Annotated in this window: 15 protein-coding genes; 13 read left to right on the forward strand and 2 right to left on the reverse strand. The window is 38.0% G+C overall.

Features of this window, described 5'->3' with window-relative positions; translation table 11 throughout:
• Positions 1-8: 8 nt before the first annotated feature.
• A complete protein-coding gene (locus DN064_RS03350) occupies positions 9-1,109 on the forward strand; it encodes an ABC transporter permease (RefSeq protein WP_115461183.1) in 1,101 nt (366 codons plus the stop codon).
• On the opposite strand, the gene yihA is transcribed toward DN064_RS03350, so the two are convergent.
• Positions 1,106-1,720 (reverse strand): ribosome biogenesis GTP-binding protein YihA/YsxC, encoded by a 615-nt coding sequence (gene yihA / locus DN064_RS03355; protein ID WP_115461184.1) that lies wholly within the window; start codon positions 1,718-1,720, stop codon positions 1,106-1,108. The two genes, DN064_RS03350 and yihA, sit on opposite strands and share 4 nt — an antisense overlap.
• Before the next feature lie 30 nt (positions 1,721-1,750).
• Positions 1,751-2,515, reverse strand: coding sequence for an alpha/beta fold hydrolase (locus tag DN064_RS03360; RefSeq protein ID WP_115461185.1), 765 nt, complete (start codon positions 2,513-2,515; stop codon positions 1,751-1,753).
• 264 nt (positions 2,516-2,779) lie between these two features.
• Here DN064_RS03360 and mraZ point away from each other — a divergent pair, with 264 nt between their 5' ends.
• The 12 genes from mraZ to ftsA are packed head-to-tail and all read left to right on the forward strand — an operon-like array spanning position 2,780 to position 16,277.
• Complete coding sequence (gene mraZ / locus DN064_RS03365; RefSeq protein ID WP_115461186.1) at positions 2,780-3,250, forward strand: division/cell wall cluster transcriptional repressor MraZ; 471 nt, start codon at positions 2,780-2,782, stop codon at positions 3,248-3,250.
• Positions 3,225-4,133 carry a 16S rRNA (cytosine(1402)-N(4))-methyltransferase RsmH gene (gene rsmH, locus DN064_RS03370; RefSeq protein ID WP_198659396.1) on the forward strand — a complete coding sequence of 303 codons (909 nt, stop codon included), beginning with the start codon at positions 3,225-3,227 and terminating at the stop codon, positions 4,131-4,133. The genes mraZ and rsmH overlap by 26 nt, the downstream gene beginning before the upstream one ends.
• Position 4,134: 1 nt before the next feature.
• On the forward strand, positions 4,135-4,455 hold the full coding sequence (locus DN064_RS03375) for an FtsL-like putative cell division protein (RefSeq protein WP_115461187.1): 321 nt from the start codon (positions 4,135-4,137) through the stop codon (positions 4,453-4,455).
• A 54-nt stretch (positions 4,456-4,509) separates the two neighbouring features.
• Positions 4,510-6,468 (forward strand): penicillin-binding protein, encoded by a 1,959-nt coding sequence (locus tag DN064_RS03380; RefSeq protein WP_115461188.1) that lies wholly within the window; start codon positions 4,510-4,512, stop codon positions 6,466-6,468.
• On the forward strand, positions 6,465-7,937 hold the full coding sequence (locus DN064_RS03385; RefSeq protein ID WP_115461189.1) for a UDP-N-acetylmuramoyl-L-alanyl-D-glutamate--2,6-diaminopimelate ligase: 1,473 nt from the start codon (positions 6,465-6,467) through the stop codon (positions 7,935-7,937). Before DN064_RS03380 ends, DN064_RS03385 begins: the two co-directional genes overlap by 4 nt.
• A gap of 27 nt (positions 7,938-7,964) precedes the next feature.
• Positions 7,965-9,206, forward strand: coding sequence for a phospho-N-acetylmuramoyl-pentapeptide-transferase (gene mraY, locus DN064_RS03390; protein ID WP_115461190.1), 1,242 nt, complete (start codon positions 7,965-7,967; stop codon positions 9,204-9,206).
• A gap of 38 nt (positions 9,207-9,244) precedes the next feature.
• Complete coding sequence (gene murD / locus DN064_RS03395; RefSeq protein WP_115461376.1) at positions 9,245-10,576, forward strand: UDP-N-acetylmuramoyl-L-alanine--D-glutamate ligase; 1,332 nt, start codon at positions 9,245-9,247, stop codon at positions 10,574-10,576.
• A gap of 9 nt (positions 10,577-10,585) precedes the next feature.
• Positions 10,586-11,773: an FtsW/RodA/SpoVE family cell cycle protein gene (locus tag DN064_RS03400; protein WP_115461191.1), complete on the forward strand. Its 1,188-nt coding sequence runs from the start codon at positions 10,586-10,588 to the stop codon at positions 11,771-11,773.
• Between the two features lie 4 nt (positions 11,774-11,777).
• Positions 11,778-12,881: an undecaprenyldiphospho-muramoylpentapeptide beta-N-acetylglucosaminyltransferase gene (murG, locus tag DN064_RS03405; RefSeq protein WP_115461192.1), complete on the forward strand. Its 1,104-nt coding sequence runs from the start codon at positions 11,778-11,780 to the stop codon at positions 12,879-12,881.
• Positions 12,881-14,233 carry a UDP-N-acetylmuramate--L-alanine ligase gene (gene murC / locus DN064_RS03410; RefSeq protein WP_115461193.1) on the forward strand — a complete coding sequence of 451 codons (1,353 nt, stop codon included), beginning with the start codon at positions 12,881-12,883 and terminating at the stop codon, positions 14,231-14,233. Before murG ends, murC begins: the two co-directional genes overlap by 1 nt.
• The gene (locus tag DN064_RS03415; RefSeq protein ID WP_115461194.1) at positions 14,223-14,939 is read left to right on the forward strand and encodes a cell division protein FtsQ/DivIB; all 717 of its coding nucleotides are present in this window, start codon (positions 14,223-14,225) and stop codon (positions 14,937-14,939) included. Before murC ends, DN064_RS03415 begins: the two co-directional genes overlap by 11 nt.
• Before the next feature lie 3 nt (positions 14,940-14,942).
• Positions 14,943-16,277, forward strand: a complete 1,335-nt coding sequence (gene ftsA / locus DN064_RS03420) for a cell division protein FtsA (protein ID WP_115461195.1) — start codon at positions 14,943-14,945, stop codon at positions 16,275-16,277.
• Positions 16,278-16,308: the final 31 nt, after the last annotated feature.

Consider the following 16,308-nt stretch of genomic DNA (forward strand, 5'->3'; position numbering starts at 1 on the left):
TATTAAGAATGACTGTGCCTTCGGGTTCACTTACCAGTATAGCGCTTCAAAAATTCAAACAAAATTTTTGGGGCGTTTTTAGCTTTGCAATTATTTGTTTGGTGGGACTTGCAGCGCTGTTTGCTTATGTATTAGCACCCGACAGTAGTTCTAATGCTAATCAAATGCATTTATCAATTCATTCCAAACCACCTGGGTTTACGGTAGATATTTTAACTATGCCCGGCTCCACTGAGGTTGTAGACTTAGACTCCCAATCCCTATTATCAAAGTTATTTTTGGGTTCAACGAGTACGGTTACAGAAGTGCCAATTGACAGTTATCGATCAGTAGGGGACGTATTATACTATACTGAGTTTAGTGATTTAGGTATTCAGGATGAAAAGTCCATTAACCTGTCTGAATATAAGGTACTTGCTACAGATTTAATTAAAACAAAGCGATTCTGGTTTGGAACTGATAAATATGGAAGAGATTATTTAAGTCGTGTTTTAATCGGATCTAGAATATCCTTCGGTATTGGGTTTATTGCAGTATTTATATCCCTTGTTTTAGGCCTGTTGATGGGCAGTATTGCTGGGTATTATGGAGGAAAGTGGGATGCAATAATTATGTGGGTTATAAATGTTACTTGGTCCATTCCAACCTTGTTATTGGTTATTGCCATAACTCTAGCTTTGGGCAAAGGATTCTGGCAAGTATTTATAGCTGTGGGTTTAACAATGTGGGTTGAAGTTGCAAGGATAGTAAGAGGTCAGATCATGTCTGTAAAAGAAATGCAGTATGTCACAGCGGCCAGAGCACTTGGTTTCAAGGATTTTAGAATTATTAGTAAACACATACTTCCAAATATTATGGCGCCTATAATTGTTATCTGTGCGGCCAATTTTGCCGCTGCTATTTTAATTGAAAGTGGTTTAAGTTTTCTTGGTATTGGTGCCCAACCTCCTGTTGCAAGTTGGGGAAGTATGATTCGTGATCATTACAACTATATCATTTTGGGACAACCATATCTAGCTATAATTCCTGGAGTTTGTATTATGCTTCTTGTGATGTCCTTTATGCTTTTAGGAAATGCACTTAGAGATGCATTTGATGTTAAGACTTAGGGTCTCTGTAATTGCGTAATTTCTTTGTTAGTATCATCAATGAAATTTAATAACTCCTCCTTGCCCACGTATTTTGACGACGAGGTAATAAAGTACGGTGGAAGCGATTCCCAAGTTTCTAATAATTTAGCTTTATATATTTCAATATTCCTTTCAATGGCTTCAGGTTTGAGTTTATCTGCCTTTGTAAATATGATGCCAAAAGGAATCCCTTGCTCACCTAGGTACATCATGAAATTCAAGTCTATGGTTTGAGGCTCATGCCTGATATCTACAAGCACAAATGCATTGACCAATTGCTTACGTTGTTCAAAGTAGTTAGTGATAAACTTTTGAAACTCTTTTTTTGAGGATTTTGATACCCTTGCATAACCATAACCAGGAAGATCCACTAGATACCAGTTTTTGTTGATTATAAAATGGTTGATCAACTGAGTTTTTCCTGGCTTTCCGGAAGTTTTGGCCAGATTCTTTCTACTGGTAAGCATATTAATCAATGAGGATTTCCCAACATTTGAACGGCCAATAAAGGCATATTCAGGTATCGGTTGAGAAGGGCATTTAGAAACATCTGAGTTGCTCATTACAAACTCAGCCGATTTGATTTCCATGCGTTCTAATTTTATAAGTAAGATAGTCGGTTAAAACCCCTTAGAATCTAACCAGGATTTTAGAATAACATTAAATTCATCTGGATGCTCCATCATGGCAGCATGACCACATTTGTCGATCCAGAACAAGTCTGAATTTGGGAGTTTTTCATGAAACTCTTCGGCCACTTCAGGCGGTGTTACAGTGTCATTCTTGCCCCAAATAATACAGGTTGGAGTGTGCATCTTGGGAAGATCTTTGCCCATATTTTGTCGAATAGCACTCTTGGCAATCGCTAAAGTTTTAGCAAGCTTATTTCGATCATTCACAGATGCATAGACCTCATCAACAATTTCTTTTGTGGCTACGGCTGGATCATAAAATACATCTTGTGCTTTTTTCTTAATAACCTCGTAATCACTGCGTTTTGTATAACCGCTGCCCATTGCACTTTCATATAATCCCGAACTACCTGTTATGATCAAGGCCTTTACCTTTTCGGGAAACATTTTAGTGTGATACAAACCTATATGGCCACCAAGGGAATTTCCTAATAAAATCACCTCATCAAATCCTTTGTGTTCAATAAAATCTTTGAGATAGATGGCGAAGTTTTTCACATTGGTCTTTAATAAAGACATAGTGTAGATAGGTAGCTCTGGAATTAGTACTTTATAGCCATTACTACTAAAGAATTGGGTTACGGAATCGAAATTACTTAATCCACCCATAAGACCGTGTAATACTATGATTGGGGTGCCTTCACCTAATTCAATATAACTAAAGTCATTTTCCTGCTTAAGAAGGTGCTTCATGTAGAGGTCTGTGGTTATTGTTAAAAACAAATATAACTAAATCCTTTAGAAAACAAGTCCATTCTAATATTCTCTGTAAGGCCTTAATGCTGACAATTTTCCTTAAAAAAACATGCTTTTTTTAAATGAATAAAAAGCAATTGGATGTTGGCAATTAGGAGATGGGTGGAAAACTTATCAACAAATGTGGGAGAAAGTGGTATAATGTGGGTAATTTTTCGATATATTTGATTTTATAATCGGGCGAGGATTAATCTACTAACATTGAACACTTTAATTGGGACATACGAATGTAAAGCAGATGCTAAAGGGCGTTTAATGATCCCTGCTCCTCTCAAAAAACAACTTTCGCCTGTTGTAGATAAGGGGTTTGTTTTAAAACGTGCAGTGTTTCAACCTTGTCTTGAGCTATATCCAATGTCTGAGTGGGAGGTATTGATGAAACGAGTTAATAAACTCAATAGATTCAACAAAAAGAACAATGATTTTATAAGAAGGTTCACTGCAGGTGTTAAGATCCTTGAGGTGGATGCTTCGGGACGATTATTGATTCCAAAAGATTTGTTGGCATTTTCCGGTATTACAAAAAATATTGTAATGGCTTCTGCTGTGAACATAGTTGAAATTTGGGATAAGGATAAATACGAACAGGCCATTGATGATGCCACCATAGATTTTGCGGACTTGGCCGAAGAAGTAATGGGACAGGATGATATTGACCATGAGCTACCATAACCCTGTATTGTTAAACGAAACAGTTGAAGGTCTGGCTATCAAACCAGGCGGGGTTTATGTGGATGTAACTTTTGGAGGGGGAGGTCATAGTAGGGCTATTTTACAAGCTCTAGGAGCAGACGGAAGACTTTTCGCCTTTGATCAAGATGAGGATGCTCAGGCCAATGCTATTGATGACGACCGATTTGTGTTAATTCCTGAAAATTTTAGGTATATCAAGCAATTTTTGAGGTTTCACGGAGTTAAGAAAGTAGATGGGATACTTGCTGATTTTGGAGTTTCCTCGCATCAGTTTGATGTAGCTGAACGTGGTTTTTCGATCCGGTTTGAAGCTGATCTTGATATGAGGATGGATCGTTCTAATCAGCTCTCTGCTTTCAATGTCATTAATGAGTACAGTGAAGGGGAGATACGAGCTGTTTTATTTCAGTATGGAGAATTAAGACAGGCTCCAGCTATGGCAAGAACCATTGTTCAATTCCGCGAAAAAGAGCCTATACGAACAAGTACGCAACTAAAAGAGATTCTCAGAAGGTTTTTACCTCCAAAAAGAGAGAATAAGATTTTGGCTCAGATTTATCAAGCCATACGTATTGAAGTCAATCAGGAGATTGAAGCTTTGAAAGAACTGTTAGGGCAGTCGGTTCAATTGCTCGATGAGGGTGGTCGTCTTAGTATCATCTCTTATCATTCTTTAGAAGATCGATTGGTGAAGCGATTCATTAGAAACGGCATGTTTGATGGAGAACCAGAAAGAGACATGTTTGGGAATTATGAAGTGCCTTTCAAAAAGGTTGGAAAACTAATTGTGCCAGACCAGGAAGAAATTAAAATTAATAACCGGGCACGTAGTGCCAAATTGAGGATAGCAGAGCGCATCTAGTATGAAGAAAAACATCTACAGCATTTTAAAGGGAAAATTTCTAATCAGTGATGATTCGTTTAAAAACTGGAGGGTAATCCTTTTTATTTCTGGATTGGCAATTGTAATGATTGCTAGTGCTCATAGCGCTGACCAGAAAGTATATGAAATAGCAAAGCTGAGTAATGATGTTAAAGAGCTCAGATCTGCTTTTGTAGATGGAAGATCAAAATTGATGCGCCTGAAAATGGAGTCAACCATTATAAAAAAAGTAGAAAGTAAAGGAATTGTGATTTCGGAAATTCCACCTAAGAAAATTAGAATTAATTCACAGAATAATTAGTTGGCAACCACAGATCAAAACATATTAAACCGTTTGTATTTTGTTTCAGGATGCATGTTTGTGTTCGCCCTTGCGGTGGTGTTTAAGATTTGTAGTATCCAATACCTCAATGGAGATAAGTACAGGTCGCTTGCCCAAAAACGCACTATAAAAAATGTTGAGATACCCGCCAATCGAGGTAATGTATACTCGGCGGATGGTAGTCTGTTAGCAACCTCGATTCCAAAATACGATATTCGATTGGACGCTATTCAGGCAAAGCAAAAGGTATTTGAGGCTAACATCAAAGCCTTGTGTGATTCCTTATCTGTCTTTACTGGAAAGCCAGCAATGGTCCATGAATCGAGTATTAGAAAGGCAAGGAAAAACAAAAACCGGTACTTTCTTTTAGCGCGAAACATTAGTTACTATAATTACATCCGTTTTAGAAATTTTCCATTACTCAAATATGGGGCGATAAAAGGAGGGCTTATTGTTGAGCAAACCACCCGAAGAGAACATCCCATGGGCGGTATAGCTGAAAGATCGATAGGTTATGAGCGTTTTGATGAAGAAGGTAATGTTTCAAGGGCCGGTATAGATGGGGCTTTTGGCATGAAATACCTTAGAGGTGTAAATGGTCAGCGACTTAAACAAAAAATTGGAAATGGTCAATGGAAACCTATAAGTGATGCGAATGAAGTGGAACCTAAAGATGGATTGGATGTTTATACAACTATAGATGTAAATATCCAGGATATTGCTCATCATTCGCTTTTAGGGCAATTAGAGAAGTATGAAGCAGAACATGGCTGTGTGGTTGTTATGGATGTTAAAACTGGCGAGATTAAGGCTATATCCAATCTTGCCAAGACAGATAAAGGTTCTTATTACGAAAAACGCAACTATGCTGTTTGGGAATCCCATGAACCAGGATCTACATTTAAGGTCATGGCACTGATGGCGGTCCTTGAAGATGGTTTGATTGATACCTCTTCAGTAGTAGATACCAAAAAAGGAAGAAAGCGTTTTTATGGCAGATACATTCATGATTCCCGAAGAGGGGGATATGGTGAGATTTCAGCTGCTCGGGCCTTAGAGGTCTCCTCTAATATTGGACTGGCAACCATCATTGATGATAATTATGCGGGAGACCCTAATAAATTTATAAACAGGCTTGAATCCTGGAAACTTAACCAACCACTTGGTGTATCCTTAAAAGGCGAAGGAATCCCAAATATCCCCAAACCGGGTGATAAAAACTGGAGTAAAAATGCATTACCGTCGATAGCCTATGGTTATAACCTGCTCCTTACACCATTGCAAACCTTAGCGTTTTATAATGCTATTGCCAATGATGGGGAATTAATTAAACCAAGATTTATAAAAGCCGTTAAGGAGTTTGATAAGGACATTGAGGTATTTGATAAGGAGGTACTGGTTGAGAAAATATGTTCAGATGAGACTTTGTATGAAATGCAAGATATTCTTAAGAATGTCGTGATTAGGGGAACAGGTGAACGGTTGTATTCACCAACTTTTTCTATGGCCGGAAAAACTGGCACAGCACGAGTGGAATACGCAATGGCTGACTGGGCAGATAACCCAAGATATATTTCTTCATTTGCTGGGTATTTCCCTGCCGATAATCCAAAGTACAGTTGTATCGTAGTCATTCATAAACCAAGTACTGAAGTGGGTTATTATGGCGCCGATGTATCTGGTCCCGTCTTCAAAAGAATTGCCCAAAAAATCTACACAGATACTCCCATTATAGATGAATTAAAAAGCTTAGAATTTGATGATGGGCAAAATGATGAGGATTATGATGCCTATATGGCCTATGCCAATAAGTACAAAACCATCATGCCCGATCTAAGAGGTATGTCAGCCATGGATGCGTTGTCACTGCTGGAAAATATGGACGTCGAGGTAAATGTTGAATTGAAAGGGAGTGGGGTCATAAAGAAACAATCTGTTGCAAAGAATAAAAAACTAAAGTCTAATCAAACTGTAGTGTTAGAGGCCTCATGAAGTTGTTAAAGGACTTATTGTATAAGGTAAATATCGAGGCCGTAACAGGCTCAACGAATTTAGAGGTTGCTAAAGTAGAATTCGATTCGCGTAAAGTAAGCTCTAATGATGTCTTTGTGGCCATTGTTGGAACTCAGGTAGATGGTCATGACTACATTGAAAAAGCCATTACATCTGGCGCATCAGCCATTATATGTGAACGCCTTCCTGAAATAATTAAAGAGAATATCACCTATGTGCAAGTGGTAAGTTGTAACGAAGCACTGGCATATTTGGCTGCCAATTATTATGAGAATCCTTCTCAGAATCTGAAGCTGGTTGGTGTTACAGGAACCAATGGAAAAACAACAGTTACATCTTTATTGTATCAGTTGTTTAAAAAAGCAGGTTATAAAGTAGGACTGCTTTCAACAGTTAAGATTATGGTTGATGATAAGGAATTTGACGCCACTCATACTACTCCAGATTCCCTGTCCATTAATTACTATCTGAAGAAAATGAATGAGGCTGGTGTTGAATACTGCTTTATGGAAGCCAGTTCACATGGCATTCATCAAAAACGTACTTCAGGTCTTGTTTTTGAAGGGGCCATATTCACCAATTTATCTCATGATCATTTGGACTATCACAAGACTTTTGCTGCTTATAGAGATGCTAAAAAGGAGCTTTTCGATAAGCTCCCAAAAAGCGCATTCTCGCTAGTAAATACTGATGACAAAAATGGATTGGTGATGCTTCAGAACACCCAATCAAGAAAGTATACCTATGCTTTAAAGAATTATGCCGACTACAGAGCAAAGGTTCTTGAGAACCAATTTAGTGGGTTGCTTTTGAAGCTCGACGAAAATGAAGTTTGGACAAAATTAGTTGGTGATTTTAATGCGTATAACATATTGGCAATTTATGCAGCATCTGATCTGCTTGGATTGCCCCAAGAAGATAGTCTCAGAATTATTAGTGAGTTAGAGAGCGTCAGTGGTCGATTCCAATACATGGTTTCAAATGAGGGCATAACGGCAGTAGTCGATTATGCCCACACACCTGATGCTCTTAAAAATGTATTACAAACTATAAATACGATCAGGACCAACAATGAAGCTCTAATTACTGTTGTTGGTTGTGGTGGAGACCGGGATGCTGATAAAAGACCCAAAATGGGGCAGGTCTCTGCCGCCTTAAGTACGCAAGTCATTTTTACGAGTGATAATCCTCGGTCTGAGGATCCTCAGTCAATTATTGATCAAATGGAGAATGGAGTTGAGCCTCAGGATAACAAGAAAACCTTATCGATTGTTGATCGTAAGCAGGCTATAAAAGCGGCTTGTAAAATGGCTAATCCAAACGATATAATTCTCATTGCCGGTAAGGGCCATGAAGACTATCAGGAGATTAATGGAGTGCGATCGCACTTTGATGATTTTCAAATTGTAAACGAATTATTAAACGAACTAAGAAATTCAGAGAATTAATTAAAGCAACAAAGAACTAAACAATCAATGCTGTACTACCTGTTTCAATATTTAGAACAAAAATTCCAATTTCCGGGGGCATCTCTATTTGGATACACCACCTTCAGGGCGGCAGTGGCAATAATTTTATCATTATTGATTTCAACAATTTATGGAAAGCGAATCATCAATTTTCTAAGAAAGAAGCAAGTCGGTGAAACTATAAGGGATCTTGGATTAGAAGGTCAGGTTGAAAAAGCAGGGACACCAACAATGGGTGGTCTTATCATTATAATGGCTACAGTTATTCCGGTACTTCTAATGGCGAAACTGGACAATATTTATATCATCCTACTTCTTGTTACAACTCTATGGATGGGAACCATTGGTTTTGTAGATGATTACATTAAGAAGTTTAAAAACGATAAAGAAGGACTTAAAGGAAAATTCAAGGTTCTTGGTCAAGTGGGGCTTGGTATTATAGTTGGTGCAACATTGTTTTTTAGTGGTGATGTAACCATGAAAGAAAAGTTGCCTTTAGTTGAGCAGCAAAGACTCCTTGAGGAAGATCCCAGAATAGCACGATCCAAATTGTTTGGAGATGAGATCAAATCTACCAAGACCACCATTCCTTTTGTTAAGAACAATGAATTTGATTATGCTGATCTCATTACATGGATTGATCCAGCCTTAAAAGCATATTCATGGGTAGTATTTATTCTTGCGGCAATTTTCATTATTACTGCTGTTTCTAATGGTGCTAACCTTACTGATGGTATAGACGGATTGGCTGCTGGGTCCTCCGCAATTATTGTACTGACGCTAGGAATTTTTGCCTTTGTTTCTGGTAATATCATTTTGTCTGAATACCTGAATATCATGTATATACCACGAGCGGAGGAGATTACAATTTACATCACTGCCTTTGTTGGAGCATTGATTGGGTTTCTTTGGTACAATACCTATCCAGCTCAAGTTTTCATGGGGGACACAGGTAGTTTAACAATTGGCGGGATAATCGCAGTGATTGCGATTGCTGTTAGAAAAGAATGGCTGATTCCTTTGCTATGTGGAATTTTTCTAGCTGAGAATCTCTCGGTAGTCCTGCAGGTAAGTTATTTCAAGTATACACGTAAAAAATACGGTGAAGGAAGGCGAATTTTTAAAATGTCCCCTTTGCATCATCATTATCAGAAGTTAGGATATCACGAGAGCAAAATTGTAACTCGATTTTGGATTGTTGGGATATTACTAGCCATTATAACTATTGTCACCTTAAAGGTACGGTAGTGTTGATAACTAGGAATTAAAAAGAAGGAATGAAAGAGATGCAGTGCTTAGTGGTTCTTGGCGGAGGAGAAAGTGGAGTAGGTACTGCAATTCTTGGAAAACAAAAAGGCTTTAAGGTCTTGGTTTCTGATAAAGGACTCATAAAGGAGTCATTCAAAAACGTTCTTAAACATCATGAGATTGAATGGGAGCAAGAGAAGCATGATATTGATCGTATTATGACGGCTGACTTGGTAATGAAAAGTCCCGGAATACCTGATAATGTCCCATTGGTTAAGTCATTAAAATCCAGGAGGATTCCAGTGATTTCCGAAATTGAATTTGCTTCAAAATACACTAAAGCCAATTTGGTAGCAATTACAGGAAGTAATGGCAAAACAACCACAGCATCTTTAACACACCACATTTTAAAGAATGAAATGGAAGTTGGATTGGTAGGAAACATCGGGGATAGTTTTGCTAAATCTGTAGCTGAAAACAACTTAGCCAATTATGTCATTGAAGTAAGTAGTTTCCAGTTAGACGGTACGTTTGAATTCAGGCCTCATATCGCAGTATTAACCAATATAACTCCAGATCATCTGGATCGCTACGATTATCAGTTTGAAAAGTACATCGCTTCAAAATTTAAAATAGCCCAAAACCAGACCGAAGAAGACTATTTTATTTATGACGCTGATGATCCGGTCATCTCTAAGTGGCTTCCAAAATTCAATATTCAATCAAAGAAAATGCCCTTTTCATTAACAAATGAACTGAATGAAGGGGCTTATTTTAAAGACAATAAAATTATTATAACGATAGCTAATAACCAGATAATTATGCCAACAACAAATCTAGCTTTGGACGGGAAACACAATGTTAAGAATGCCATGGCGGCATCTACCGTAGCCAACTTACTTAAAATTAGAAAACAAACCATTAGGGAAAGTTTAGAAAACTTTCAGGGTGTGGAACATCGATTAGAACAGGTACTCCGCATTAATAAGGTACAGTACATAAATGATTCTAAAGCCACTAATGTTAATGCGACCTACTTTGCATTAGAGAGTATGGATGCTCCTACGGTGTGGATTGTAGGAGGTGAAGACAAGGGAAATGACTATAAGGAACTCTTTCCGTTCGTCAACGAGAAGGTAAAAGCAATCATTTGTCTTGGTGTGGACAATAAGAAACTTCTGCAAACCTTTGGTAACATGGTTGATATTATTGTGGAAACACAGTTTATGAGTGAGGCGGTTAAAATCGCATACAAAATTGCAGAATCAGGAGACAACGTCTTGCTATCACCAGGGTGTGCAAGCTTTGATTTGTTTGACAATTATGAGGATCGCGGAAGACAGTTTAAAGAAGCAGTAAGAAATCTATAAAAGGACACGATGAACCTATTCCAACAAATAAAGGGTGATCGGCTCATATGGGCCATTGCAACTCTGTTGGCAATTTTTTCATTTTTACCAGTCTATAGTGCTGCTAGTAATTTGGCTTACACTAGTGGTGCGGGCAATACTTTTTCTTATTTCGTTAAGCATTTTATGCACCTGTTATTAGGCTTTGCGATTATGTTTGCCATGCACAAGGTACCTTATAAATATTTTAGAGGGCTTTCAATGGTTATGCTGCCTATTGTACTAGTCTTGTTGATCATTACGGTTCTTCAGGGGACCACTATAGACGGTGCCAATGCAAGTAGATGGATACAAATCCCAATTATTGGGATGTCCTTTCAAACATCCACCTTAGCTGCTCTGGTTCTTATGGTGTATGTGGCGCGATATTTGTCTAAAATAAGTACTAAGACTGTTTCTTTTAAGGAAACAATTCTTCCTTTATGGGTGCCGGTTTTTTTGGTGTTAGCGCTCATCCTACCCGCTAATTTTTCAACAACGGCTATCATTTTCACTATGGTGATGCTTTTAGCTTTTATTGGGGGGTATCCCATCAGGTATTTACTTTTAATATTGGGCACCGGATTAATGGGGTTAGTCTTTTTTATTCTGGTGGCTAAGTCATTCCCTGAGGCTATGCCTAATCGCGTCGATACCTGGATGAGCAGGATCGAAAGCTTTGCAGATGATTCAGAGACCGTAGAAGATTACCAAATAGAACGTGCGAAGATTGCTATTGCAACAGGTATCACACCAGTTGGTCCAGGAAAAAGTATTCAGAAGAACTTTTTACCGCAGTCATCCTCCGATTTCATATTTGCCATTATTATAGAAGAGTATGGGATTTTTGGTGGTCTCTTCCTTCTTATCATGTATTCCTGGTTATTATTTAGGCTTGTTATCGTTGCTCAGAATGCGGAAACAGTGTTTGGGAAATTATTGGTATTAGGTGTTGGGTTACCCATAGTATTTCAGGCATTAATTAATATGGCTGTAGCTGTTGAATTGTTCCCGGTAACAGGGCAAACGTTGCCACTCATTAGTAGTGGTGGAACCTCTATTTGGATGACCTGTATGGCAATTGGAATTGTACTTAGTGTAAGTGCTAAACGACAAGAAATAAAAGAGGCGGAACAATCGGATGAAAACCCCTTAGAAATATTATCAGAAACGATTTAAATTATTGAGTTCAGGTAACGGTACATATCGCTTTATTTTATCTGGTGGGGGAACTGGAGGCCATATCTATCCGGCCATTGCAATAGCCAATGAGCTTAAACGGCGCTATTCTAATGCTGAGTTTTTATTTGTTGGTGCCAGTGATCGTATGGAGATGGAGAAAGTACCTAAGGCAGGATACAAAATTGAAGGCCTCTGGATATCTGGTCTTCAGCGAAAACTAAGCCTAAAGAACTTGATGTTTCCATTTAAGTTGGTTTCAAGTTTATGGAGGTCAAGATCCATAATCAAAAGCTTTAAACCAAATGTCGCTATTGGTACAGGTGGTTTTGCTAGTGGGCCTTTACTGCAGGTTGCGATAAGGAATGGGATTCCGGCATTAATTCAGGAGCAGAATTCGTTCCCAGGAATAACCAATAAACTTTTAGCTAAGAAAGCCAATGTTATTTGTGTGGCCTATGAAGGGTTGGAAGCATATTTTCCAAAAGATAAGGTGATATTGACAGGAAATCCAATTCGTCAGGATCTGGCTTATAATGAAATGACTTCTGTTCAGGCCAAGGATGCCTTAAAACTGTCTCATGGAAAACATTGTTTGCTTGTTTTAGGAGGTAGTTTAGGATCCAGGCGAATAAATCAATTAATTGAAGAGCACCTCTCTTTCATCAGTGAAAAGCAAATTGAATTGCTGTGGCAATGTGGCTCTTTTTATTACGATGATTACAGGAAATACAATCAAATGGAAGGGGTGTCTGTCATGCCTTTTATTGACGATATGAAGACCGCTTATGCGGCGGCTGATATTATAATTTCTAGATCTGGAGCCATTTCGGTATCAGAACTATGTGTTATTGGTAAACCTGTTTTATTCATTCCATCGCCTAATGTTGCTGAGGATCATCAGACCAAAAATGCCAAGGCTATTGCAGATAAATCTGCAGCTATTTACATATCGGAATCAGAGTTAGACGAAACTTTTGAAGATATATTTTCGAATCTTTTGGAATCCGAAGATTTAAGGAAACAACTTTCTGACAACATAAGGCTTTTAGCTAAGACAGGAGCAACAAAAGACATTGTTGATGAAATCGAAAAATTATTAAGGTAGTGGAGCTCGGTAGGTTTAGTCATATATATTTTATTGGAATAGGGGGAATTGGTATGAGTGCCCTGGCCCTGTATTTCCATTCGACAGGTAAGATCGTAGCAGGATATGACCGAACAGAGACGGACATTACCAGAAACCTTATTAATTTAGGAATTGAGGTTCATTTTAAAGATGCTATTGAATCCATCCCAGTTAGTTTTAAAGACCCAAATACAACACTCATTGTTTATACACCTGCCATCCCTGATTCTCATTTGGAATTTAATTTCTTTAAAGACAACAAGTTTCAGGTTCATAAAAGGGCTTTTATTCTGGGTGAGGTAACACGTCAAACGTTTTGTTTTGCTGTTGCAGGAACCCATGGAAAAACAACCACAACTTCAATTCTAGCACATTTATTAAAGGTGTGTGATGTATCCTTTTCAGCTTTTCTAGGAGGTATTAGTGAGAATTATGACTCTAATTTAATTCTAAATGGAAGCGATATTTCGGTTGTGGAGGCCGATGAATTTGATCGCTCCTTCTTAAACCTGTCCCCAGATTATGCTTGTATCACCTCCATGGACGCTGACCATTTAGATATTTACGGGAGTGATGAAGCCATAAAGGCATCCTTTCTGGAATTTACCAAGTGTATCAAACCTCAAGGAAGATTATTTGTTAAAAACGGACTTCCTATTGACGGGATAACGTATGGAATAGAAGATAACGCTGATTACAGTGCTCAAAATATTAGAATAGTAGATGGATCTTATGTCTTTGACTTTAAGACTCCAACTGGTTTATTCGAACAATTCAAATTTAACCTACCTGGTAGACATAATTTGTCGAATGCAATAATAGCCTTGGCGATGACTGCAGAATATGGCCTCCCTCAGCCGCAGCTCGCCAAGGGTATAGCATCTTTTAAAGGGGTTAAAAGAAGGTTTACGACGCATATAAAAACTAATGATTTGGTTTATGTGGATGATTATGCACACCATCCTGAAGAGATTAATGCAGTGTATAATGCCTTGCGTGAAATGTATCCAGATGAACAAATAACTGCTGTTTTTCAACCGCATTTGTTCTCGCGAACTCGTGATTTTGCTGATGATTTTGCACAGGCTTTATCGCAGTTTGATGAGCTCATAGTATTGGATATTTATCCAGCAAGGGAATTACCCATTGAAGGCGTGAGTTCTAGTTGGTTACTGAGTAAAATCGAAAATCAGAATAAACGACTTTGTACCAAGGAACAAATGATAGAAGATATTATAACTTCAATGCCCAGAGTCTTTGTTACTATGGGGGCTGGTGATATAGGAGAGGAAGTGGGAAAAATTAAAAAGGCCTTACTAAGTGAAGTCTAGATTCAACATACTAAAACTGATCTTTTTGGTGCTTATTTCATCCACACTTTTTGCATTTTCCAATTGGAAGAACAGAGATCGTAATGTAACTGATATTCATGTTGAATTTTATGGTGAAAACACCATGTTTATTACCCAATCTTCTGTTAGTAAATTGTTAATACAAAATCAAGAGGGGGTTACAGATAAGGCCAAAAGAATTATAGATTTGAACGAGTTAGAGGCTGCCCTAAAGTCTAACGAAATGATCAAAACAGCAGACGTTTACATGTCAGTAGATGGTGAAATTTATGCTGAAATAGAACAGAAAAAACCTCTGGCTAGAGTGCTTTCTGAGAATTTTTACATTGACGAAATGGGATCGTGGATGCCATTATCCGAAAATTATTCAGCAAGAGTTCCATTAGTTACAGGTAACATAAACAAATCGGATTTAAAGGGGGTGTATGTGATTGCCAAACATATAGACCAAGATGAGTTTTTAAAAGAACACATTACAGAAATTCATCAAAACTCTAACTCGGATTTTAAACTCAGGTTAAGAACCAACAACATAATTATTGAACTTGGTGATACCACAGCGTTACAAACAAAATTTAACAACCTTAAAGCCTTTTACCAGAAAGCTCTTAAGGACAATATAATTGATAGTTACAGCAAATTAAATCTAAGGTTTACAAGTCAAGTGATTTGTACCAAAAAGTAAGTCATGGATAAACAGTCAATTGCCGTAGGGTTAGACATAGGAACAACAAAGATTGTTGCTATGATAGGCCGTAAAAATGAATATGGCAAAGTAGAGATTTTAGGTCTTGGAAAATCCAAAAGTTTAGGGGTTCACCGGGGTGTGGTAAACAATATTACACAAACGATCCAATCCATTCAACAGGCGGTTCAAGAGGCCGAGGCAGGTGCATCGGAACAAATTGAAGAAGTGACTGTTGGTATTGCAGGACAACACATTAGAAGTCTTCAACACAGTGATTACATAACCAGACCAAATTCTGATCAGGTAATTGATGCATCGGATATTGACCGATTGATTAACCAGGTCCATAAATTAGTGATGCTACCTGGAGAGGAAATTATTCATGTATTACCTCAAGAGTTTAAAGTCGACGGACAAGCAGAAATTAAGGAGCCTATTGGAATGTATGGTGGCCGTTTAGAAGCTAATTTTCATGTGGTAGTTGGTCAGGTATCTTCTATTAGAAATATTGGGCGATGTGTTAAAAGTTCTGGATTAGATCTTGAAGGCATAACCTTGGAACCTTTGGCATCAGCTAATGCAGTGCTTAGTCAAGAGGAGAAAGAGGCAGGAGTAGCTCTTATAGATATTGGTGGGGGTACTACTGATTTGGCCGTTTTCAAAGATGGTATTATAAGACATACAGCGGTTATACCTTTTGGTGGTAATGTGATTACAGAGGATATTAAAGAGGGCTGTTCTATAATTGAAAAACAAGCTGAACTTCTGAAAATAAAATTTGGATCAGCCTGGCCAGGGGAAAATAAAGACAATGAAATTGTCTCTATCCCCGGACTTAGAGGACGTGACCCCAAAGAAATCACCTTAAAAAATCTTTCAAAAATTATCCATGCTCGTGTTGTTGAGATCATCGAACAGGTTTATGTTGAAATCAAGAACTATGGACATGAGGAGCAAAAGAAAAAACTAATTGCTGGAATTGTTTTAACGGGCGGTGGAAGCCAGGTTAAACACTTAAAACAGTTAGTAGAGTACATCACTGGAATGGATACTAGAATTGGTTACCCTAATGAGCATATTGCCGGTGATAGTGATGAAGAAATAGCCAGTCCTTTATATGCCACAGCAGTTGGTTTAGTTATGGATGGCTTAAAACGAAAAGAACGAGAGCAGAAAGAGCTTACTAATCAAGAGAGTGAACTTGCTGAATCAGATTCTAATGAAACGGACGTTGTTGATGAATTGAATTTGGCTACAGAAACCACAAAAGAACGCAAGTCATTCTTAGATAAATTAACAGAACGAGTAAAAGAATTTTTAGATAACGCAGAATAATTAATTAGTCCAAAAACCCCATAATTATCAG

The organism is Winogradskyella aurantiaca, assembly GCF_003362725.1.
Taxonomy (GTDB): Bacteria; Bacteroidota; Bacteroidia; order Flavobacteriales; family Flavobacteriaceae; genus Winogradskyella_A; species Winogradskyella_A aurantiaca.